The sequence below is a fragment of the Kitasatospora sp. NPDC048715 genome (assembly GCF_043198905.1).
Taxonomy (GTDB): domain Bacteria; phylum Actinomycetota; class Actinomycetes; order Streptomycetales; family Streptomycetaceae; genus Kitasatospora; species Kitasatospora lactacystinica.
Genome location: NZ_JBICVH010000011.1, coordinates 137,880 through 158,599 on the forward strand (window position 1 = coordinate 137,880; position 20,720 = coordinate 158,599).

18 protein-coding genes are annotated in these 20,720 nt (G+C 72.9%); 11 read left to right on the forward strand and 7 right to left on the reverse strand.

What is annotated here, in order from left to right; genetic code table 11:
* The first annotated feature begins 8 nt into the window (after nucleotides 1-8).
* The 5 genes from ACGFSC_RS21785 to ACGFSC_RS21805 all read left to right on the forward strand — a co-directional run bounded on the left by ACGFSC_RS21785 (nucleotide 9) and on the right by ACGFSC_RS21805 (nucleotide 4,094).
* Complete coding sequence (locus ACGFSC_RS21785) at nucleotides 9-941, forward strand: M24 family metallopeptidase (RefSeq protein ID WP_359911758.1); 933 nt, start codon at nucleotides 9-11, stop codon at nucleotides 939-941.
* Complete coding sequence (locus ACGFSC_RS21790) at nucleotides 938-2,698, forward strand: SDR family oxidoreductase (RefSeq protein WP_359911755.1); 1,761 nt, start codon at nucleotides 938-940, stop codon at nucleotides 2,696-2,698. Before ACGFSC_RS21785 ends, ACGFSC_RS21790 begins: the two co-directional genes overlap by 4 nt.
* 95 nt (nucleotides 2,699-2,793) lie before the next feature.
* Nucleotides 2,794-2,988, forward strand: a complete 195-nt coding sequence (locus ACGFSC_RS21795; RefSeq protein WP_359911752.1) for a type II toxin-antitoxin system VapB family antitoxin — start codon at nucleotides 2,794-2,796, stop codon at nucleotides 2,986-2,988.
* A complete protein-coding gene (locus tag ACGFSC_RS21800; protein ID WP_359911749.1) occupies nucleotides 2,985-3,401 on the forward strand; it encodes a PIN domain nuclease in 417 nt (138 codons plus the stop codon). Before ACGFSC_RS21795 ends, ACGFSC_RS21800 begins: the two co-directional genes overlap by 4 nt.
* Before the next feature lie 72 nt (nucleotides 3,402-3,473).
* Nucleotides 3,474-4,094 (forward strand): LysE family translocator, encoded by a 621-nt coding sequence (locus ACGFSC_RS21805; protein WP_359911746.1) that lies wholly within the window; start codon nucleotides 3,474-3,476, stop codon nucleotides 4,092-4,094.
* 21 nt (nucleotides 4,095-4,115) lie between these two features.
* Here the strand turns inward: ACGFSC_RS21805 and ACGFSC_RS21810 are convergent, their stop codons facing one another.
* From ACGFSC_RS21810 to ACGFSC_RS21835, 6 genes are all read right to left on the reverse strand, one after another.
* Nucleotides 4,116-4,409, reverse strand: a complete 294-nt coding sequence (locus ACGFSC_RS21810; RefSeq protein WP_359911743.1) for a hypothetical protein — start codon at nucleotides 4,407-4,409, stop codon at nucleotides 4,116-4,118.
* A 100-nt stretch (nucleotides 4,410-4,509) separates the two neighbouring features.
* Nucleotides 4,510-5,715, reverse strand: a complete 1,206-nt coding sequence (locus tag ACGFSC_RS21815; protein WP_359911740.1) for an XdhC/CoxI family protein — start codon at nucleotides 5,713-5,715, stop codon at nucleotides 4,510-4,512.
* Nucleotides 5,716-5,834: 119 nt separating this feature from the next.
* A complete protein-coding gene (locus tag ACGFSC_RS21820) occupies nucleotides 5,835-7,331 on the reverse strand; it encodes an NCS2 family permease (protein WP_359911737.1) in 1,497 nt (498 codons plus the stop codon).
* Between the two features lie 248 nt (nucleotides 7,332-7,579).
* Nucleotides 7,580-9,958: a xanthine dehydrogenase subunit D gene (gene pucD, locus ACGFSC_RS21825; protein WP_359911734.1), complete on the reverse strand. Its 2,379-nt coding sequence runs from the start codon at nucleotides 9,956-9,958 to the stop codon at nucleotides 7,580-7,582.
* A complete protein-coding gene (locus ACGFSC_RS21830) occupies nucleotides 9,955-10,443 on the reverse strand; it encodes a (2Fe-2S)-binding protein (protein ID WP_359911731.1) in 489 nt (162 codons plus the stop codon). The genes pucD and ACGFSC_RS21830 overlap by 4 nt, the downstream gene beginning before the upstream one ends.
* A complete protein-coding gene (locus ACGFSC_RS21835) occupies nucleotides 10,440-11,327 on the reverse strand; it encodes an FAD binding domain-containing protein (RefSeq protein ID WP_359911728.1) in 888 nt (295 codons plus the stop codon). The genes ACGFSC_RS21830 and ACGFSC_RS21835 overlap by 4 nt, the downstream gene beginning before the upstream one ends.
* Before the next feature lie 299 nt (nucleotides 11,328-11,626).
* Here ACGFSC_RS21835 and ACGFSC_RS21840 point away from each other — a divergent pair, with 299 nt between their 5' ends.
* Nucleotides 11,627-13,219 carry a helix-turn-helix domain-containing protein gene (locus ACGFSC_RS21840; protein ID WP_359911725.1) on the forward strand — a complete coding sequence of 531 codons (1,593 nt, stop codon included), beginning with the start codon at nucleotides 11,627-11,629 and terminating at the stop codon, nucleotides 13,217-13,219.
* A gap of 84 nt (nucleotides 13,220-13,303) precedes the next feature.
* Here the strand turns inward: ACGFSC_RS21840 and ACGFSC_RS21845 are convergent, their stop codons facing one another.
* Nucleotides 13,304-14,380, reverse strand: coding sequence for an alpha/beta hydrolase-fold protein (locus ACGFSC_RS21845; RefSeq protein ID WP_359915498.1), 1,077 nt, complete (start codon nucleotides 14,378-14,380; stop codon nucleotides 13,304-13,306).
* A 361-nt stretch (nucleotides 14,381-14,741) separates the two neighbouring features.
* On the opposite strand from ACGFSC_RS21845, the gene ACGFSC_RS21850 reads away from it, so the two are divergent.
* From ACGFSC_RS21850 to ggt, 5 genes are all read left to right on the forward strand, one after another.
* The gene (locus ACGFSC_RS21850; RefSeq protein ID WP_359915496.1) at nucleotides 14,742-15,761 is read left to right on the forward strand and encodes a substrate-binding domain-containing protein; all 1,020 of its coding nucleotides are present in this window, start codon (nucleotides 14,742-14,744) and stop codon (nucleotides 15,759-15,761) included.
* Nucleotides 15,758-16,804, forward strand: a complete 1,047-nt coding sequence (locus ACGFSC_RS21855; protein WP_359915494.1) for an ABC transporter permease — start codon at nucleotides 15,758-15,760, stop codon at nucleotides 16,802-16,804. The genes ACGFSC_RS21850 and ACGFSC_RS21855 overlap by 4 nt, the downstream gene beginning before the upstream one ends.
* 8 nt (nucleotides 16,805-16,812) lie before the next feature.
* Nucleotides 16,813-17,673, forward strand: a complete 861-nt coding sequence (locus ACGFSC_RS21860; RefSeq protein WP_359915492.1) for an ATP-binding cassette domain-containing protein — start codon at nucleotides 16,813-16,815, stop codon at nucleotides 17,671-17,673.
* Nucleotides 17,670-18,776 carry an ROK family glucokinase gene (locus tag ACGFSC_RS21865; protein ID WP_380354654.1) on the forward strand — a complete coding sequence of 369 codons (1,107 nt, stop codon included), beginning with the start codon at nucleotides 17,670-17,672 and terminating at the stop codon, nucleotides 18,774-18,776. The genes ACGFSC_RS21860 and ACGFSC_RS21865 overlap by 4 nt, the downstream gene beginning before the upstream one ends.
* A gap of 140 nt (nucleotides 18,777-18,916) precedes the next feature.
* Nucleotides 18,917-20,707, forward strand: a complete 1,791-nt coding sequence (gene ggt / locus ACGFSC_RS21870; protein WP_359913308.1) for a gamma-glutamyltransferase — start codon at nucleotides 18,917-18,919, stop codon at nucleotides 20,705-20,707.
* Nucleotides 20,708-20,720 lie beyond the last annotated feature (13 nt).

The window sequence follows — 20,720 nt, forward strand, 5'->3', positions numbered from 1 at the left end:
CCCTCTCCATGGCGAAAGCGACCCCCGCCTTCCGCTACACCGAGCGCGACCTCGCCCGCTTCCGCGAGACCCAGCAGCTCGCCTACGCCTGTGCCGAACAGGTCGCCGCCTGGATCGAGCCCGGCGTCACCGAGCGGCAGGCCACCGCCGAGCTGCGCCGCCGCCTGGTCGCCGCCGGGGTGCAGGACTTCTTCCACGTCCCCTTCGCCTGGTTCGGCGACCGGACGGCGTTCCGGCACTTCCGCACCCCACTGCAGTTCTTCGCCGGCAACCGCCGTCTGGAGGAGGGCATGCCGTACGTGCTGGACTGCGCGCCCGTGGTGGACGGCTACACCGCCGACATCGGCTACGGCGGCAAGGCCGGCGAGAACCGGGTCTGGGACCGCCTGGCCGCCGACCTGAAGGTGTACCGCGAGCTGATCCTCGACGAGGTGCGGGCCCGCAGGCCGCTCGCCGAGGTGTACGCGGCGGTGGACGCCCAGATCGCCGCGCACGGCTACGACAACCGCCACCAGGTCTACCCGGGCCGGGTGATCGGTCACCAGGTCACCCGCAACACCGCGCGCGGCCCGGCCGGGGTGAACGTCCTCGGCTTCGGCGTGCGCACCCTCCAGACCCTCGGCCGCGAGCTGATCTCCGAGCGGCTGCACGGCCGTTCACCGCTCTGGGCGGACGGCCGGTCGTCCCGGCACGCGCCCACCCCGGGCCTGTGGGCGGTGGAGCCGCACATCGGCTTCCGGGGCGTGGGCATCAAGTTCGAGGAACTGCTGGTGGTCACCGAGGACGACGCCTACTGGCTCGACGACGACCTGCCGCACGTCCGACGCTGGACCGCCGGGACCGGGCAGACTGCCACCGGGCAGGCGTCCCTCCCGGCCGCCGAGCCGACCACGGCCGCCCCGACCGCCGCCGCCCCGACCACCCTGGAGGCCACCCGATGACGAGCCCGACGAAGCGTCCGGCGCAGCCCCTGGCGGCGCCCCCGGTCCGCCGCCGGACCGTCCGCTCCGGCGGCCTCCCGCTCGCCGTCTTCGAGCAGGGCGACCCGGACGCCCCCACCGTCCTGCTCGTGCACGGCTACCCCGACACCCACGCCGTCTGGGACGACATCGCCGCCGACCTCGCCCGCGACCACCACGTGGTCCGCTACGACGTGCGCGGCGCCGGGGAGTCCGCCGCCCCCGCCGACCGGTCCGGCTACCGCCTGGAGTACCTCGCCGAGGACCTGTTCGCCGTCGCCGACGCCGTCAGCCCGGACCGCCCGGTGCACCTGGTCGCCCACGACTGGGGCTCGATCCAGTCCTGGGAGGCCGTCACCGAACCCGGCGCCGGGCGCCGGATCGCCTCGTACACCACCCTGTCCGGCCCCAGCCTGGACCACATGGGCCACTGGCTGCGCCACCGGGTGCGCCGCCCCACCCCCCGCCACCTCGGGCAACTGCTGCACCAGGGCCTGCACTCCTGGTACATCACCGCCTTCCACCTGCCCTACCTCGCCCCCGGCATCTGGCGGCTCGGCCTGGCCCGGGCCTGGCCGCGGGTGCTGCGCGACCTGGAGCACGTCACCCCGCGCGCCGACCACCCGCAGCCCACCCTGCGCCGCGACGCGGTCCGCGGCATCGAGCTGTACCGGGCCAACTTCCGCCCCACCCTGGGCAGTCCGCGCGAGCGGCCGACCGAGGTGCCGGTCCAGCTGATCACCCTCACCCGGGACCGGTACGTCGGCACCTACCTCTCCGAGGGGCTGGAGCGCTGGGTGCCCGACCTGACCCGCAGGACGCTGCACGCCGGCCACTGGTCGGCGCTGCTGGAGAAGGGAGCCCTCGTGGCCGGAATGGTCCGCGAGTTCACCGCCCGCATCGACGCAGGGCAGGCCCGACCGGCCGGGGACGACGGCCGGCTGGTCGTGGTGACCGGCGGCGGCAGCGGCATCGGCCGGGCCACCGCGCTCGCCTTCGCCGAGGACGGCGCCCGGGTGGTGGTCTGCGACCTCGACCTCGCGGCCGCCGAGCGCACCGCCGAACTCGCCTCGCTGATCGGCCCGAAGGCGCACGCCTACCGGGTGGACGTCTCCGACGGCGCCGCGATGGACGCCTTCGCGCAGACCGTCGCCGCCGAGCACGGGGTGCCCGACGTCATGGTCAACAACGCCGGCATCGGCCACTCCGGGACGTTCCTGCAGACCACCGAGAAGGAGTGGCAGCGGGTCCTGGACGTCAACCTCTGGGGCGTGATCCACGGCTGCCGCGCCTTCGGCACCCTGATGGCCGACCGCGGCCAGGGCGGCCACATCGTCAACGTCTCCTCCGCCGCCGCCTACCTGCCGTCCAAGGCGCTCACCGCCTACGCCACCAGCAAGGCCGCGGTGTTCATGCTCTCCGACTGCCTGCGCGCCGAGTTCGTCGGCCACGGCATCGGCGTCTCCACCATCTGCCCGGGCATCGTCAACACCAACATCACCCGCACCTCCACCTTCTCCGCGACCACCTCCACCGAGCAGGCCGCCAAGCAGGCCCGCGCCGCGAAGCTCTACGCCCGCCGCGGCTTCCCCCCGGAGAAGGTCGCGAGCGCCATCCTCACCGCCGTCCGCACCGGCAGGCCCGTCGTCCCCGTCACCCCGGAGGCCAAGGCCGCCCGTTTCCTCTCCCGCCTCAGCCCCGGCCTGCTGCGCCTCGCCGCCCGCCTCAACATCACCTGAGCGGGTGAACATCGGCTGATCAGGGCATATGGGTTTGCGATATCAAGTATCTTCGATATTGATATCGCAGGCCCGCTCCGCTTGGGAGGCCGACCATGGCCCGTACCGTGATAGACGTCAACGACCAACTGCTGGCCGAGGCTGCCGAGATCCTTGGTACGACGACCAAGGTGGCCACCGTCAACGCCGCCCTTGAAGATCTCGTGAAGCGCCGCAAGCGTGAGACTTTCATGGACTGGCTCGCCGAGGGCGGACTGCCTGACCTCACCGGACCGGTGGAAAAGGGATGAGTGAGCGCTTCCTGATCGACAAGTCGGCTTTCGCTCGCTTCTCCAAGCCGACCGTCAGGTCGGTCCTCAGGCCGAGGATCGTCAGAGGGCTCGTCGCCATCTGCGGCGCTGTCGAACTGGAGATCATGCACAGCGCCCGTTCCAAGGCCGACGCCCTTCGGATCCGGGAGGGCCTGAGCGGCTTCGACTGGTTGCCCACGCCCGACGAGGTGTGGGACCGGGCCATCGAGGTGCAGGCCCTCCTGACCTCGTCGGGCAACTGGCGGGCGCTGTCGGTGCCGGACCTCGTCGTCGCGGCCACCGCCGAGCGTCACGGGGCCACGGTGCTCCACTACGACGGTGACTTCGACATGATCGCCGCCGTCACCGGCCAGCCCACCGAGTGGGTCGTGCCCCCGGGGTCGGCGGACTGACGGATCGGGCGGCCCGGTGGCCCCCGCCCCGGCGGGCGGCGGCCGGCCGGGGCTGTGAGAGCATCGAGGTCCATGGAGATGACAACGGCTCTGTGGTCCTTCGCCCTCGTCGTGGGGCTGCTCACCCTCACCCCCGGTCTCGACACCGCGCTGATCCTGCGGACCTCCGCCCTGGGGCGGCGCCGGCAGGCGTGGGGGGTCGTGCTGGGGATCCAGACCGGGACGCTGCTCTGGGGGACGCTGACCTCGGCCGGGGTGACGGCGCTGCTGACCGCCTCGCAGGTCGGGTACGAGATCCTGCGCTGGGCGGGCGCGGCGTACCTGGTGTGGATGGGCATCGGGATGCTGCGCAACCGGGGCGGCGAGGCGGCGGCCGAGGAGGAGCCGGAGGACGGCGGGTTCGCGCACGGCTGGCGGCGGGGTACGTTGACCAATCTGCTGAACCCCAAGGTCGGGGTCTTCTACGTGGCCGTGCTGCCGCAGTTCATCCCGGCCGGGGCCCCGCACTTCGCCGCCGGTGTGGCGCTGACCTGCGTGCACGTCGTGGAGGGCCTGCTCTGGTCGACGGTCCTGGTGGGCTTCGCCCAGGTGCTGCGCGGCTGGCTGCGCCGCCCGGCCGCGCGGCGGCTGATGGACCGGGTGACCGGCGCGGTCGTGGTGGGCTTCGGCGTGAAGCTGGCGCTGAGCGACTGACCTCCGTCCGTGCCCTGCCGCTCAGCCGCCGAGCCGCTTGAGCCCCTCCATGAGTTCCTCGGCGTTCATGCAGGGGCGGATGTCGACGGTGGCGTTGAGCTGCAGCCAGAACGGCTCGGCGAGGGACGGGATCGAGGCCTCGTCCGCGATGTCGACGACGAAGATCATGGCCCGGTGCCCGTTGCGGCTGAGGAAGTAGGCGGCCTCCGGCTTGAGTTGGGCGAGGGTCTGCTGGATTCCCTCGCCGATCGTTCCATCGGTGATGAGCTTGTTCGAGGTCGCGGTGTCGAGTTCGACCTCCAGCAGGGCACGCATGATCCCTGCTCCTTCCCCGGGCTCGGGGTGAGTCCGCAACTCCAGCCTCCCGCCGTGCCGGTGGCCACGCAACGTGAGTGGTACCGGAGCCGATCCCGGTTCAGGCCGCGTGGGGGCGGGGTGCCGGGCCGTCGGCCGTGCGACCCTCGTCACCCTCCGTTCCCGTCCGCGACAGGTCGTGGTGGATCGGCCCGTCCGAGGCGCTCAGCGGCAGGCAGCTGCCGCCGCGCCGGTGGGCGACGATCTCGGCGGCGACCGAGACGGCCGTCTCCTCCGGGGTGCGCGAGCCGAGGTCGAGGCCGATCGGGGAGCGCAGCCGGGCGAGTTCGGCCTCGGTGATCCCGGTCTCGCGCAGCTTGGCCACGCGGTCCCGGTGGGTGCGGCGCGAGCCCATCGCGCCGACGTAGCCGACCGGCAGTCGCAGGGCGCGCTCCAGCAGCGGGATGTCGAACTTGGCGTCGTGGGTGAGTACGCAGAGCACGGTGCGCCCGTCGATCCGGCCGAGCTGGGAGTCCAGGTAGCGGTGCGGCCAGTCGACCACCACCTCGTCGGCGTCGGGGAAGCGACGGGCGGTGGCGAAGACCGGCCGGGCGTCGCAGACGGTCACGTGGTAGCCGAGGAACTTGCCGATCCGCACGACCGCGGCCGCGAAGTCGATCGCCCCGAACACCAGCATCCGCGGCGCCGGTACGTACGACTCGACGAAGCAGGTGACGGTGCCCCGCCCGTGTTCGTCGCAGGGGCGTCCGTCGAGGCCGAGCACGAGCCGGCCGGTGCGCCCGGCCTCCAGCATCGCCCGGGCCCGGGCGACGATCGCCCGCTCCAGCCCGCCGACCGTGGAGGGCGTCGGGGAGAGCGCGCCGGTGACGCCGTCGGCGGTGACCGCCAGGGTGGCCCCGACCAGGCCGCCCGGTCCGGCGATCACCCGGACCAGCGCCACCGGGGTGCCGGCCGCGATGCGGGCGATCGCGGCATCCAGCCCGGCGTCGGCCCCCGGCACCACCGGCTGGACGAACACGTCCAGGACGCCGCCGCAGGTCAGACCCACCGCGAAGGCGTCCTCGTCGCTGTACCCGAAGCGTTCCAGCACCGGCTCGCCGCTCGCGATCGCGGCCTGGCACAGCTCGTACACCGCGCCCTCGACGCATCCGCCGGAGACGCTGCCGACCGCCTCGCCGTCCGCGTCCACGGCCAGCGCCGCCCCGGGGTCGCGCGGTGCGCTGCCGGAGACGCCGACGACGGTGGCCACGGCGAAGGAGCGGCCGGCCGCGTGCCAGGCCCGCAACTGCTCGGCGATGTCCTGCATGGGGGCTCCTTACACGGTTTCGACAGTAGCGGGAGACGCCGCCGTACGGGAAACGATCCCGGACGGCGGCGGTGGTGCCCAAGGGGGTGGGTGCCCGAGCAGCGGCGGGATGCGGCCGACTAGTGCACGCCCAGCCAGGACTTGACCGGGGTGATCGCGAAGTACACCACGAACACCGCGGTGAGGATCCACATCAGCGGCCCGGGCTCGCGCCACCGTCCCAGCCCGGCCTTGATGACGGTGTACGAGATGACGCCGGCCGCGACGCCCGCGGTGATGCTGTACGTGAACGGCATCAGCACGCAGGTGAGGAAGGCCGGGATCGCCACCTCGCGGTCGGACCAGTCGATGTGCCGGGCCTGGCTCATCATCATCGAGCCGATCACGACCAGGGCGGCCGAGGCCACCTCGACCGGGACGATCCCGGCGATCGGCGAGAAGAACAGCATCAGCGCGAACAGGGCGCCGGTGACGGTGGAGGCGAGTCCGGTGCGGGCGCCGTCGCCGACGCCGGTGGCGGACTCGACGAAGACGGTCTGCCCGGAGGCGCCCGCCAGGCCGCCGACCGCGCCGCCCGCGCCGTCGATGAACAGCGCCTTGGACAGCCCGGGCATCCGGCCCTGCCGGTCGGCCAGTCCGGCCTCGGTGCCGACGCCGATGATGGTGGCCATCGCGTCGAAGAAGCCGGCCAGCACCAGGGTGAACACCGCGACCGAGGCGCTGATGGCGCCCATGCCGTGACCGCCGAAGGCGCCGAACAGGTCGACGTGGCCGAACAGGCCGAAGTCGGGTGCCGAGACCGGGCTGCCGGGCCAGACCGGCACCGAGTTCTTCCAGGCCTCGGCCGGTACGTGCGCGGCCCGGTTGACGATCATCGCGAGCACGGTGCCGCCGGCGACGCCGATCAGGATCGCGCCGCGGACGCCGCGCGCCATCAGCACGAAGATCGCCAGCAGGGTGACGCAGAAGACGAGCACCGGCCAGCCGGCCAGCTCGCCGGTGGGGCCGAGCGAGAGCGGAGTGGGGCCGCCGGTGTGCATGAACCCGGCCTTGTGGAGGCCGATCACGGTGACGAACAGGCCGATGCCGATGGTGATGGCGTGCTTGAGCGGCAGCGGGATGCCGTTCATGATCCTCTCGCGCAGCCCGGAGACGACCAGCAGCACGATCAGCAGGCCGTAGATCACGCACAGGCCCATGGCCTGGGCCCAGGTGGTGTGCGGGACGACCAGCGCGGAGACCGCGCCGGAGACGGAGAGGCCCGCGGCGAGGGCGAGCGGGACGTTGCCGACCAGGCCCATCAGGACGGTGGTGACGGCGGCGGCCAGCGCGGTGGCGGTGGTCAGCGCGGCGTGGTCCAGCTTGACGCCGGTGGCGTCCGCGCCGCTCAGGATGAGCGGGTTGAGGAGGATGATGTAGGCCATCGCCATGAAGGTGGTGAGTCCACCGCGCAGTTCGTTGGCGAGGGTCGATCCCCGGGCCGAGATCTTGAAGTAGGCGTCCAGCGCGCCGGTGGGGCGCGGTGCCGGGGACGACGGGTGGGGGCTGTCCGCGGCGGGTCCGCCGTCGGCGGGTCTGTCTTCGGTGGTGCCGGGTTCCGTGGGGATCCTGGTCATGTCCACTCCCAAGTGTCAAAGGGGGTTGGGGTGGGCGAGCCGACCTGACTGCCGGTCAACGAGGCGGCACAGGGGGACGTATCGACTCACGGGGGCACTCGCGGGCAGGGTGGAGTGCTGGCGGTGCGGGCAGGGGTGGTGCTGGTGCGCACCGCTGCGGACCCCGGCGTGGGCAGGGCAGCGGGTGTGGGGGCGTCCCCGGGGCCCCGGGGCGGCGGGGATGACGGTCACCGCCCCGGGGACGGGCCTCAGCCGGGCTGTTCGGTGGTCAGGTGCTCCGGCCGGACCGGGATCCGGTTGAGCGCGAGCCCGGTGGCGTTGCGGATGGCGGCCACGATGGACGGCGTCGCGGAGACGGTCGGCGCCTCGCCGACCCCGCGCAGCCCGTACGGCGCGTTGGGGTCGGGCAGTTCGAGCATCTCCACCGGGATCGGCGGGGTGTCCAGGATGGTGGGGATCAGGTAGTCGGTGAAGGAGGCGTTGCGCACCTTGCCGTCCCGCACGATGATCTCCTCCATCACCGCGAGGCCCAGCGCCTGGGTGCAGCCGCCCTGGATCTGGCCGACCACGGAGAGCGGGTTGAGCGCCTTGCCGACGTCCTGGACGGCGGTGAGCTCGACCACCTTGACCAGGCCCAGTTCCACGTCCACGTCCACCACCGCGCGGTTGGCGCAGAAGGTGTACTGGACGTGGCCGAAGCCCTGGCCGGTCTCCTTGTCGAAGGGCTGGGTGGGCCGGTGGTGGTGCTCGCGGGTCTGCTCGATGACGTCGTCGCCGAGCAGGTCGACGATGGAGACCAGCGTGCCGGCCCCGGCCGAGACCACCTTGCCGCCGGTCAGCACCAGGTCGTCGTGGGTCCAGCCGTAACGCCGGCGTCCCCGGTCGAGCAGTTCCCGGCGCACCGCCTCGGCGGCCAGCTTCACCGCGCCGCCCGTCATGTACGTCTGGCGCGAGGCGGAGGTCGAACCGGCCGACCCCACCTCGGTGTTGGCCGGGTGGATGGTGACCTGCTCGACGCCCAGCTCGGTGCGGGCGATCTGGGCGTGCACGGTGACGCCGCCCTGGCCGACCTCGGCCATCGCGGTGTGCACCATGGCGACCGGCTCGCCGCCGATCACCTCCAGCCGCACCCGGGCGGTGGAGTAGTCGTCGAAGCCCTCGGAGAAGCCGACGTTCTTGATGCCGACCGAGTAGCCGACGCCGCGCACGATCCCCTCGCCGTGCGAGGTGTTGGACAGGGCCCCGGGCAGCCGGCGGATGTCCGGGTGCTCGGTGTCCAGCGGCGGCGGCAGCGGCATCTCCTTGGCCCGCCGGAGCAGTTCGGCCACCGGCGCGGGCGCGTCGATCTCCTGCCCGGTGGGCATGAAGTCGCCCTGCGAGACGGCGTTGAGCTGCCGCAACTCCACCGGGTCCATGCCCAGTTCGACGGCCAGCTTGTCCATCTGCGACTCGTAGCCGAACGCCGCCTGCACCGCGCCGAAGCCGCGCATCGCCCCGCAGGACGGGTTGTTGCTGTACAGGGCGATGGCGTGCATCCGCACGTTCGGGATGACGTACGGGCCGTGCCCGAGCGAGGCCGCGTTGCCGACCACGGCGGGGGAGGCGGAGGCGTAGGCGCCGCCGTCCAGCACGATCCGGCAGTCGGCGAAGACCAGCCTGCCGTCCCGGGTGGCGCCGTGCTCGTAGTGCATCCGCGCCGGGTGGCGGTGGACGTGGCCGAAGAAGGACTCGTCCCGCGAGTAGACGATCTTGACCGGCTTGCCGGTGTGCTGGGCCAGCAGACAGGCGTGGATCTGCATCGACAGGTCCTCGCGGCCGCCGAACGCGCCGCCGACGCCGGCCAGCGTGAGCCGGACCTTCTCCTCCGGGAGGTCGAGCACCGGGGCCATCTGCTGGCGGTCGACGTGCAGCCACTGGGTGGCGATGTAGAGGTCGATGCCGCCGTCCTCGGCGGGCACCGCGAGGCCGGACTCCGGGCCGAGGAAGGCCTGGTCCTGCATGCCGACCTCGTAGTCGCCGCTGACGATCACGTCCGCCAGCGCCCGCACCTCGTCGGTCACGCCGCGGCCGGAGACCAGCCGCTGCTCGTGGCAGATGTTGCCGTACGCATGGGACTTGTACTCGTGCGGCTCGTGCACGTACCCGTGGGTCTCCGGGTCGAGGCACTGCTCCTCGGTGACGATCGGGGTGAGCACCTCGTACTCGACCGCGATCCTCTTCACCGCGCGGCGGGCCGTCTCCGGGTGGTCGGCGGCGACCAGGGCGATCGCCTCGCCGTGGTACCGGATCCTGTCGATGGCCAGGGCCGGCTGGTCCTGGATCTCCAGGCCGTAGTACTTCGAGCCGGGGATGTCCTCGTGCGTCAGCACCGCGTACACCCCGGGCACCTTGAGCGCCTCGGAGATGTCCACCGAGAGGATGTTCGCCCGGGGGTGCGGCGAGCGCAGCGCCGTGCCCCAGAGCATGTTCTCGTGCCACAGGTCGGAGGAGTAGGCGAACTCGCCCCGGACCTTCAGGTTGCCGTCCGGGCGCAGCGGGGAGCCGCCGATGCCGTCCTTGGAGGCCTGGTTGATGTTCTGGAGGTTCTTCTGTCCCCGGATCGTCCGCCGGACCGTCCGCCCGCTCATTCCGAGGCCCCCGCTCCCGCGCAGGTGCGGGCCGAGGCCAGCCGCACCGCGTCCATGATCTTCTCGTAGCCGGTGCAGCGGCACAGGTTGCCGGACAGCGCCTCGCGGATGTCGTCGTCGCTCGGCTGCGGATCGGCGGCCAGCAGCGCGTCGGTCTGCACCAGCAGGCCGGGCGTGCAGAAGCCGCACTGGACGGCGCCGGCGTCGACGAACGCCTGCTGGACCAGGCCCAGTTCGCCGTCCTCCCCGCCCAGGCCCTCGACCGTGCGCACCTCGCGGTCCTGCACCTGGCCGGCCGCGACCAGGCAGGAGCAGACCGGGACGCCGTCCAGGTAGACCGTGCAGGAGCCGCACTCGCCCTGCTCGCAGGCGTTCTTCGAGCCCGGCAGGCCGACCCGCTCGCGCAGCACGTACAGCAGGCTCTCGCCCTCCCACACGTCGTCGGCCTCGACCGGCTTGCCGTTGGCGGTGAAAGTGACCCTCATGCCGCGCTCCTGATCTGCTTGCCGTAGTCGTTCCAGGTCCAGGTGAGGGTGCGGCGGGCCATCACGGCGAGCGCGTGCCGGCGGTAGTCGGCGGTGCCCCGCACGTCGTCGATCGGCGAGGCCGCGGCCTTGACCAGCTCGCCGAAGCGCTGGACCACCTCGGTGCCCAGCAGTTCCCCGGACTCCCACAGGCCGCGCTCGGCGAGCACGCCCCGGAGGTACTCCTCGGCCTCGACGGCGCGCCGCGGCGTGGGGGCGGCCGAACCGATGCCGGTGCCGACGGTTCCGTTCCTCGGGTGCAGGGCGAAGCCGAACGCGCAGACCGCGATCACCATGGCGTTGCGGGTGCCGATCTTCGAGAACTGCTGCGGCCCGTCCGCCACCGGGATCCGCACGGCCCGGATCAGCTCGTCGGCCTCCAGGCAGTTGCGCTTCACCCCGACGTAGAAGTCGTCGATCGGGATCAGCCGGGTGCCGCGCACCGAGGCCGCCTCGACGAACACGTCCCGTCCGGCCGCCAGCAGCGCCGGGTGCGCGTCGCCGGCCGGGGAGGCCGCGCCGAGGTTGCCGCCGACGCTGCCGCGGTTGCGGATCTGGGGGGATCCGACGGTGCGGGCCGCCAGCGCCAGCCCGGGCAGCGGACCGGACAGCTCCGCGATGATCCGGGCGTACGGGACCGCGGCGCCGAGCCGCACGACGCCGTCGTCGTTCGACCATTCGGTGAGCTCGGTGATGCGGTTCAGGTCGAGAATCGCGGATGGCCGGTGCACGTCGAAGTTCAGCTCGACCATGACGTCCGTGCCGCCCGAAAGGGGCAGCGCGGTCGGGTACTCGGCCTTCGCCGCGAGTGCCTCGTCCCAGGTGGCGGGCCGAAGGAACTCCATGCGGGTGTCTCCTCAAGTCTTCGCCCGCCGGGTGTCCGGCGGCGTGTCGCCCAGTGAACCGCTGTGACGCGGCCCACTGGCAGTCACCGATGGCATGAAGCCCCGGCTGTGAGCCCGCCCGGCATCCTGTACGTTCCTCTAAGGAGGGGAATCTCGCAGCCCGGGTGTTCGCCGGGTGCTACCTACGACCGTAGTCCGGCCGGGATGCGCGGGCTACGGACCCGCGCGCACGCCCGCTCGGTCAGGCCCTATCGTTACCCCTTCGCCCCTCCCCCCAAGCCCCGTTAAGGAGTCCGCGGATGCGCGTCCGTGACCTGCTCGCCCCCGGCGCCCCGCGACTGCGCCTGCTCGCGGCCGAGGAAGAGCTGGACCGGCAGGTCAGCGGCGTGATGACGACGGACCTCCAGGACCCGGGCCGCTACCTGCACGGCGGCGAACTGGTGCTCACCGGCATGCTCTGGCGCACCGTCCCGGCCGACTCCGAGCGTTTCGTCCGCACCCTGGCGGCCGGCGGCGCGGTGGCCCTGGCGGCCGGCGAGGCCGAGGTCGGCCCGGTGCCCGAGGACCTGGTCGAGGCCTGCCGGCGGCACCGGATGCCGCTGCTCGCCGTCCCCGACGACATCGCCTTCGGCACCGTCACCGAGTTCATCGGCCGCCAGGTCTCCGCGGACCGCGCGGCCGACCTCGCCGCCCTGGTCGACCGGCACCGCCTGCTGGTCTCGGCGGCCGGCGGCGGCGGACTGGACGCGGTGCTGGACCTGCTCGGCGGTGACCTCGACCTGGACTGCTGGGTGCTCACCCCGACCGGCGCGGTGATCGCCGGCCCCGCCGAACGGCTCTCCGCCCAGGACCGCGACCAGCTGGTCCGCGCCCACCTCGCCGCCCAGCGCCAGCGCCGCCGCCCCCCGCACCGGGCCCGGCTGGCGGCCGGCTCCTACTCGCTGCTGCCCGCCCCGGTCTCCGCCGAGCACGACGCGCCGCTGGTGGACTGGGTGCTCGCGGTGGCCGGCGACGTCACCGAGTGGACCCCCAAGCGCCAGCAGCTCGCCGAGAACCTGGCCCGGCTGGTGGCCGCCGAGCGCCACCGCCGCGACGAGGGCCGCCGGCTGCGCCGCCGCCTCGCCGACGAGGTGCTCGCCCTGCTGCGCCGCGACGCCGACCCGGCCGAGATCAGCCGCACCCTGTACGCCTCCTCGGCGATGGCCGTCGGCTACGAGATCCCCGATCCCAAGTCCCGGGCGCAGGAAGGCTCCTGGCTGGTGCTCAGTGCCGAGGGCACCGGCCTGCCGGAGGGCACCGTACGGGCGGTGCTGGAGGAGGCGCTCGGCGGCGGCGCCGACCGGGCCCTGGTCGCCGGGACGGGCACCGGCGCCGTGGTGGTGCTGCCCGCCCCGGAGGGCCCGGTGCCCGCCGACGCCCTGCGCGAGCTGCTCGCCCCGCTGGAGGCCGGGCTCGGCTCGGAGGGCCGGATCACCCTCGGGGTCTCCGCCCCCGCCTCCGGGGCCGGCGGTCTGCGCGGCGCCCTGGAGGAGGCCCGGCACGCCCGCCGGATCGCCGCCTCCCGGGTCGGCCGGGTCTGCGTCGCGGGCCCCGAGGAGCTCGCCTCGCACGTGCTGCTGCTGGCCGCCGTCCCGGACGAGGTGCGTCGCGCCTTCCGCGGCCGGCTGCTGGACAAGGTGATCGCGTACGACATCGAGCACCAGGCGGACCTGGTCCGCACCCTGGAGGCCTTCCTGCGCTCGGACGGTTCCTGGACCCGTTGCGCCGCGCAGCTGCACGTCCACGTGAACACCCTGCGGTACCGGATCGGCCGGATCGAGGAGCTGACGGGGCGTGACCTCTCCCGGCTGGAGGACCGGGTGGACTTCTACCTGGCGCTGGAGCTGGCCTGACGCCGCGCCCGGACATGCGGCAGGGCCCGCCGCGACCTCGGTCGCGGCGGGCCCTGCCCGTACGGTTCGCTGCTGCCGGCCGGCCTACTGGACCGGGATGACCGAGGTCAGCCACTGGAAGGCGGCCGGGACCATCTTCTTCCACTGCTCGGTGGTGTGCGGGCCGGTGCCCTCCTCGACCTGGACGGTGGTCGGGGCCTTGGCGGCGGCGCGGATCGCCTCGCCGTCCTCGTAGCCGTCGCCCTTGGAACCGCTGACCAGCAGGGCGACCTTCGGCGGCTGCGGGGCGGTCTTCAGGATGTTGACCGGGTTGTTGGCCTCGCGCAGCTTGGCGTCCTTGCCGACCAGGGAGTCCGGCTCCTGGGCCGGGTCGTTGTAGCCGGACATCGCGATGGCGGCCCGGTACCGGTTGGGGTGGGACAGCGACAGCTTGGCGGCGCAGTGCGCGCCGGCCGAGTAGCCGGCGATCGCCCAGCGGTCCGCGGACGGGTCCGCCCGGAAGTTGTCCAGCACCATCTGCGGGACGTCGCGGGTGACCCAGGCGTCGGCGTTGATCTTGCCGGGGATGTCGGTGCAGCCCGCGTCCTGGTTGTTCAGCAGCTTCGTGCGGGGCGAGACCAGGATGAACGGGGCGACCTTGCCCTGCTGCATCAGCGGCTTGAGCTGCTCGGAGACCTTGAGGGTGCCGTACCAGGTGGAGGAGGAGCCGGGGTAGCCCGGGATCAGCTCGACCACGGGGAACTTCTTGTCCTTGAACGCCGGGTCGTTGTACTGCGGCGGCAGCCAGACCAGCACCTCGCCGTCGACCCCGGACACCTGGCCCTTGAGCTCGGTCCGCTGCACGTCGTTCGGGACGAGCGGGTCGTTCACGCCGCCGAAGCTCTGCTTGACCTTCGGCGGCTCCTTGGCGGCCTCACCGCCCTGGCCCGCCGTGGCGGCCGGGTCGACCGGCGCCAGGACGGGCACCGCGCGGACGTGGTTCCCGGTGCCGAGCAGGTCGTCCCAGTTGCCGTAGATCAGGTTGGCGTTGTTGACCATCACGAAGACCATCAGGACGGCCGTGACCTGGCAGAACATGATCATGACGATCCGGGTGAGGTAGCGCACCGGCTGCGGGCCGCCGACCTTCCCCCAGAACAGCAGCGCCACTGTGATGGACACCGGCACCAGGATGACGGTGAGGAGGAAGAATGGCGTACCTGTCAGTTCCATCGAGTTCTCGTATCGGGTCGCACGCCGCCCGGGCCCCACTCGCCCGAACGCACGTCAATGGCATCAGACGGTGATGGACCGATGATCGGTTGCCGTCCGAATCTGTGCGGAACCTGAGAGGAACATCACGTTCTCGCGATGAACCCGTTCGGATCGGCGCCTAAGTCTGCCACCCGGACAGACGTCGTCCGGACCAGATGTTCAGCGAACTACCAGGAAAGGTCCCCCGGGGCACCTTACCTCCCAGGCCATTGGGCCTGCCGGGCGAGGCGGTGCGATCCCGCGCGACCAGGGAAGGGAGACTATGGGGATGAGCATCACCCGCTTTCGCCCGTCCCGCCGCTTCTGGCCCGTGTGCGCCGTCCTGGCACTCGCGGTCACCGCGGCCGGTTGCAGCAGTACCGGAGGCAGACGCGCCGAGGAGGCCCGCGCCAAGGCCGCGGCCACCGGCGGCAGCGCCGTCACCACCCCGCGTTGGAAGGTCGCCATGGTGACCCACGCCGGAGCCGGCGACGCCTTCTGGGACACTGTGCGCAAGGGCGCCGAGCAGGCCGCCGCCAAGGACAACATCACCTTCCTGTACTCCAACGACGCGCAGACCCAGAACCAGGTCCAGCTCGTCCAGGCCGCCATCGACCAGAAGGTCGACGGCCTGCTGGTCACCCTCGCCAAGGGCGACGCCATGGCCGACGTCCTCGGCAAGGCCGAGGCCGCGGGCATCCCCGTGATCACCATCAACTCCGGCCAGGAGTTCTCGCAGAAGTTCGGCGCGCTGACCCACATCGGCCAGGACGAGTCCACCGCCGGCCAGGCGGCCGGTGCCGAGCTGGCCTCGCGCGGCCGCAAGAACGTGCTCTGCGTGATCCACGAGCAGGGCAACGTCGGTCAGGAGCAGCGCTGCTCCGGAGCCCGGTCCAAGGCCGGCGGCGCCTTCCAGGTGCTCTACGTCAACGGCGTCGACATGCCCGACGCCCGCGCCGCGATCTCCGCCAAGCTCCAGGCCGACCCGGCCATCGACACCGTGCTCACCCTCTCCGGCCCGATGGCCGCCACCGGTCTCCAGGCCGTCCAGGACGCCCGCCGCAGCGTCGAGCTGGACACCTTCGACCTGGGCACCCAGGTGGTGTCCGGGCTCAAGTCCGGCAGCGTCGGCTTCGCCGTCGACCAGCAGCCCTACCTCCAGGGCTACACGGGCGTCGACCTGATCTGGCTGTACAAGTACAACCTGAACATGCTCGGGGGCGGCAAGCCCGTCGAGACCGGTCCGCAGATCCTGACCAAGGACAACGCCGACGCGCTCGCCGAGTACGTCGCGAGGGGGACCAGGTGAGCAGCCCCGACCTCCTCGCCCACGACGGCCTGGTCGACGGCCGCCCGGCGGCCCTGCGGCGGCTCCTCGCCCGCCCCGAGCTGGGCGCGCTGATCGCCGCCGTCGCGGTCTTCGCGGTCTTCGCCGCCGTCGCCGAACCCTTCCTGCGGGTCTCCTCGCTGGGCACCGTGCTGTACGCGGCCTCCACCATCGGGATCATGGCGGTGCCGGTCTCGCTGCTGATGATCGGCGGCGAGTTCGACCTCTCGGCCGGCGTACTGGTCACCACCGCGGCGCTGACCTCCTCGATGGTCTCGTACCAGTTCACCGCGGTGACCTGGGTCGGCGTGCTGGTCTCGCTGGCGACCACGCTGGCCGTCGGCTGGTTCAACGGGTGGATGCTCGGCCGCACCAGGCTGCCCAGCTTCATCGTCACGCTCGGCACCTTCCTGATGCTGACCGGCGCCAACCTGGGCGTCACCAAGGCGATCTCCGGCACCGTCTCCACCAAGTCGATCTCCGACATGGAGGGCTTCGCCTCCTGCCGCTGGCTGTTCGCCTCCGAGGTGACCGTCGGCGGGCTGACGATCAAGGCCACCGTCTGGTGGTGGCTCGGCCTGCTCGCGGTCGGCAGCTGGGTGCTGCTGCGCACCCGCTTCGGCAACTGGATCTTCGCGGTCGGCGGCGACGCGGAGGCGGCCCGCGCGGTCGGCGTGCCGGTCGCCCGGACGAAGACCCTGCTCTACCTGGGCGTCGGCTTCGGCGCCTGGGTGCTCGGCCAGCACCTGCTGTTCTCCTTCGACACCGTGCAGTCCGGCGAGGGCGTCGGCAACGAGCTGATCTACATCGTCGCGGCCGTCATCGGCGGCTGCCTGATCACCGGCGGCTACGGCTCGGTGGTCGGCTCCGCGCTCGGCGCGCTGATCTTCGGCATGGTCAGCAAGGGGATCATCTACGCCCAGTGGAACCCGGACTGGTTCAAGTTCTTCCTCGGTGCGATGCTGCTGCTGGCCGCGCTGCTGAACGCCTACGTCAAGCGCCGGGCCGAGCGGGGGCCGCGATGAGCACGGACATGACGAGCGCGGCCGCGGCGGGCACCGAACTGCTCTCCCTGGAAGGCGTCGGCAAGAGCTACGGCACCGTCCGCGCGCTGCAGGACGTCTCGCTGACCCTGCGGGCCGGCGAGATCAGCTGCGTGCTCGGCGACAACGGGGCCGGCAAGTCCACCCTGATCAAGATCATCGCGGGGCTGCACCAGCACGACGAGGGCACCTTCACCGTCGGCGGCGAGGAGGTCCGCCTGGACTCCCCGCGCCAGGCCCTGGAGCGCGGCATCGCCACCGTCTACCAGGACCTCGCGGTCGTCCCGCTGATGCCGGTCTGGCGCAACTTCTTCCTCGGCTCCGAGCGGGGCACGCGCCGCTGGGGCGGCCTGCGGCTGGACGCCGACGGGATGCGCGCCACCACCCGCGAGGCGCTCGCCAGGATGGGCATCGACCTGTACGACGTCGACCGGCCGATCGGCACCCTCTCCGGCGGGCAGCGCCAGTGCGTGGCCATCGCCCGCGCGGTGCACTTCGGCGCCAGGGTGCTGATCCTGGACGAGCCCACCGCCGCGCTCGGCGTCAAGCAGTCCGGAGTGGTGCTCAAGTACGTCACCGCCGCCCGCGACGCCGGGCTCGGGGTCGTGCTGATCACCCACAACCCGCACCACGCGTACCTGGTCGGCGACCACTTCACCCTGCTCAAGCGGGGCCGGATGGCGGGCAGCCACCCGCGGGCCGAGATCGGCCTCGAACAGCTCACCACCGAGATGGCCGGGGGCTCCGACCTCGCCGAGCTCTCGCACGAGCTGGCCCGGCCCTCCGTTTCCGACCCCAGCGACCCCGACCCCCGTGACCCCGACCCAGGCGAGGAGCGTCCGCAGCCGTGACCGGCTCCCAAGGCAGCACCCGGCCACCCGTCCTGCCCACCCTGCTCGGCCTCGGCCCGCGCGCCGAGCGCCGACGCCGCGCCCTGCCCGCCGGGATACTGCGGCTGCCCACCATCGGCGTCGACATCGGCGGCACCAAGGTGGTCGCCGGGGTGGTGGACGGCGAGGGCAAGGTGCTGGAGAAGCTGCGCACGGACACGCCGCACAAGAGCAAGAGCCCCAAGGTGGTCGAGGACGTCATCGTCGAGCTGGTGCTCCAGCTCGCCGACCGGCACGACGTCCACGCCGTCGGCATCGGCGCGGCCGGCTGGGTCGACGCCGACCGCTCCAAGGTGCTGTTCGCCCCGCACCTCAACTGGCGCAACGAGCCGCTCCGGGAGGCGCTCAGCGAGCGGCTGCGCTTCCCGGTGATCGTGGAGAACGACGCCAACGCGGCCGCCTGGGCCGAGTGGCGCTTCGGCGCCGGGCGCGGCGAGGACCACATGGTGATGCTCACCCTGGGCACCGGCATCGGCGGCGCGGTGGTCCGGGACGGCTACGTGGACCGCGGCAAGTACGGCCTGGCGGGCGAGTTCGGGCACATGCAGGTGCTGCCCGGCGGCCACCGCTGCCCGTGCGGCAACCGGGGCTGCTGGGAGCAGTACTCCTCCGGCAACGCGCTGGTGCGCGACGCGCGCGAGCTGGTCGCCGAGGAGTCGCCGGTGGTGCAGCCGCTGCTGGCCCGGGCGGGCGGCACGGTCGAGGGCATCACCGGCCCGCTGGTCACCGAGGCCGCCCAGGACGGCGACCCGACCGCGACCGAGCTGCTCTACGAGGTCGGCACCTGGCTCGGCGTCGGCATCGCCAACCTGGCCGCCGCGCTGGACCCCGGCCGCTTCGTCATCGGCGGCGGGGTCTCCGAGGCGGGCGACCTGCTGCTCGGCCCGGCCCGGGACACCTTCCGCCGCACCCTCACCGGGCGCGGGTTCCGCCCGGAGGCCGCCATCGTGCACGCCGCCCTCGGCAACGAGGCGGGCCTGGTCGGCGCGGCCGACCTGGCCCGGCAGGTGGCGCGGCGCTTCCGCACGATCAAGCGGCGGCGGGTGGAGCGCAGCGCGCTGTAGGCGGGGGCGGGGCGGTGCCGGCGGACCGGGTCCGCCGGCACCGCCCCGTCAACTACCCGTTGGTAGCGGCGCGGTGCGGTTGTCGGATCATTCCTCCTGTGGAACAACTGATGAGTTGACGTCGACTCAGGAGGACTCGTATGAGAGCTCTGCCCCGCCTCGCGCCGTCTCTGTTACTCACCACCGCACTGGTCTGGTCCGGCGTCGGGCCGGCCGGCGCCGCGGCCCCGCCGTCGAAGGCGCCGGAGGCGGTGGGCTGGGGCGGTGCGGTGGCCACCGTCGACGCCGACGCCACCGCCGCCGGCATCGAGGTGCTGCGCAAGGGCGGCAACGCGGTCGACGCGGCCGTCGCCGCCGCCGCGGCCCTCGGGGTCACCGAGCCGTACTCCTCCGGCGTCGGCGGCGGCGGGTACTTCGTCTACTACGACCACGCCACCGGACGGGTGCACACCATCGACGGCCGCGAGACGGCCGGCCGCACCGCCGACAGCGGCCTGTTCCTGGAGGACGGCAAACCGCTGGCCTTCGCCGACGCCGTCACCAGCGGACTGTCCGTCGGAGTGCCCGGCACCCCCGCCACCTGGGACGCCGCGCTGCGCCACTGGGGCACCCGCTCGCTCGCCCAGAACCTCGAACCGGCCGAGCGGATCGCCGACAACGGCTTCGTCGTCGACGACACCTTCCGCAGCCAGACCGCCGACAACTACGCCCGGTTCAAGGACTTCCCGGCCACCGCCAAGCTCTACCTGCCGAACGGCAAACCCCCCGAGACCGGCAGCCTGCTGCGCAACCCCGACCTCGCCGCCACCTACCGGCTGCTCGCCAAGGACGGCGTCAAGGCCTTCTACCAGGGTGAGTTGGCCGGGGACATCGTCAACACCGTGCAGCACCCGCCGGTCGACCCGGCCTCCGGCCGCAACGCCCGCCCCGGCCGGGTCGACACCACCGACCTCGCCGACTACCGGGTCCGCGACCAGGCGCCCACCCACGTCTCCCACGGCGCCTACGACGTCTACGCGATGGCCCCCTCCAGCTCCGGCGGCACCACCGTCGGCGAGGCGCTCAACATCCTGGAGGACGGCGGCGACGTCTCCGCGTACAGCAGCACCCAGTACTACCACCACTTCCTGGAGGCCTCCCGGATCGCCTTCGCCGACCGCAACCGCTGGGTCGGCGACCCGGCCTTCAACGACGTCCCCACCAAGCAGCTGCTCTCCGAGCGCTACGCCGCCTCCCGGGCCTGCCTGATCAGCCCGGACCACGCGCTCACCAGCCCGCTCGCCCCCGGCGACCCGCGCCACCCGGCCCCCTGCGCCGACACCGGCCAGGCCGTCGCCGAGCCGTACGAGGGCCCCAACACCACCCACCTGACGGTCGCCGACCGCTGGGGCGACATCGTCTCCTACACGCTCACCATCGAGCAGACCGGCGGCAGCGGCATCACCGTCCCCGGCCGGGGCTTCCTGCTCAACAACGAGCTGACCGACTTCGACTTCACCCCGCTCGCGCCCGGCGTCCCCGACCCCAACCTGCCGGGCCCGGGCAAGCGGCCGCGCTCCTCGATGTCCCCGACGATCGTGCTGCGCGACGGCGAGCCGGTGCTCGCGACCGGCAGCCCCGGCGGCGCGACCATCATCACCACCACCCTCCAGGTGCTGCTCGGGCGGCTCGACCGCGGCCTGAGCCTGGAGCAGGCCATCGCCGCGCCGCGCGCCAGCCAGCGCAACGGCGCCACGACCCAGGCCGAGCCCGGCTTCCTGGCGCTGCCCGAGCGGGCAGCGCTGGAGGGCCTCGGACAGAGCTTCGTCAACGGCGGCGAGATCGGCGCCGCCACCGGCGTGGAACGGCTGCCGGACGGCCGCTGGGTGGCCGCCGCCGAACCCGTGCGGCGCGGCGGCGGCTCGGCCGCGGTGGTCCGGCCCGCGCGCTGATCGGGCCGGACTG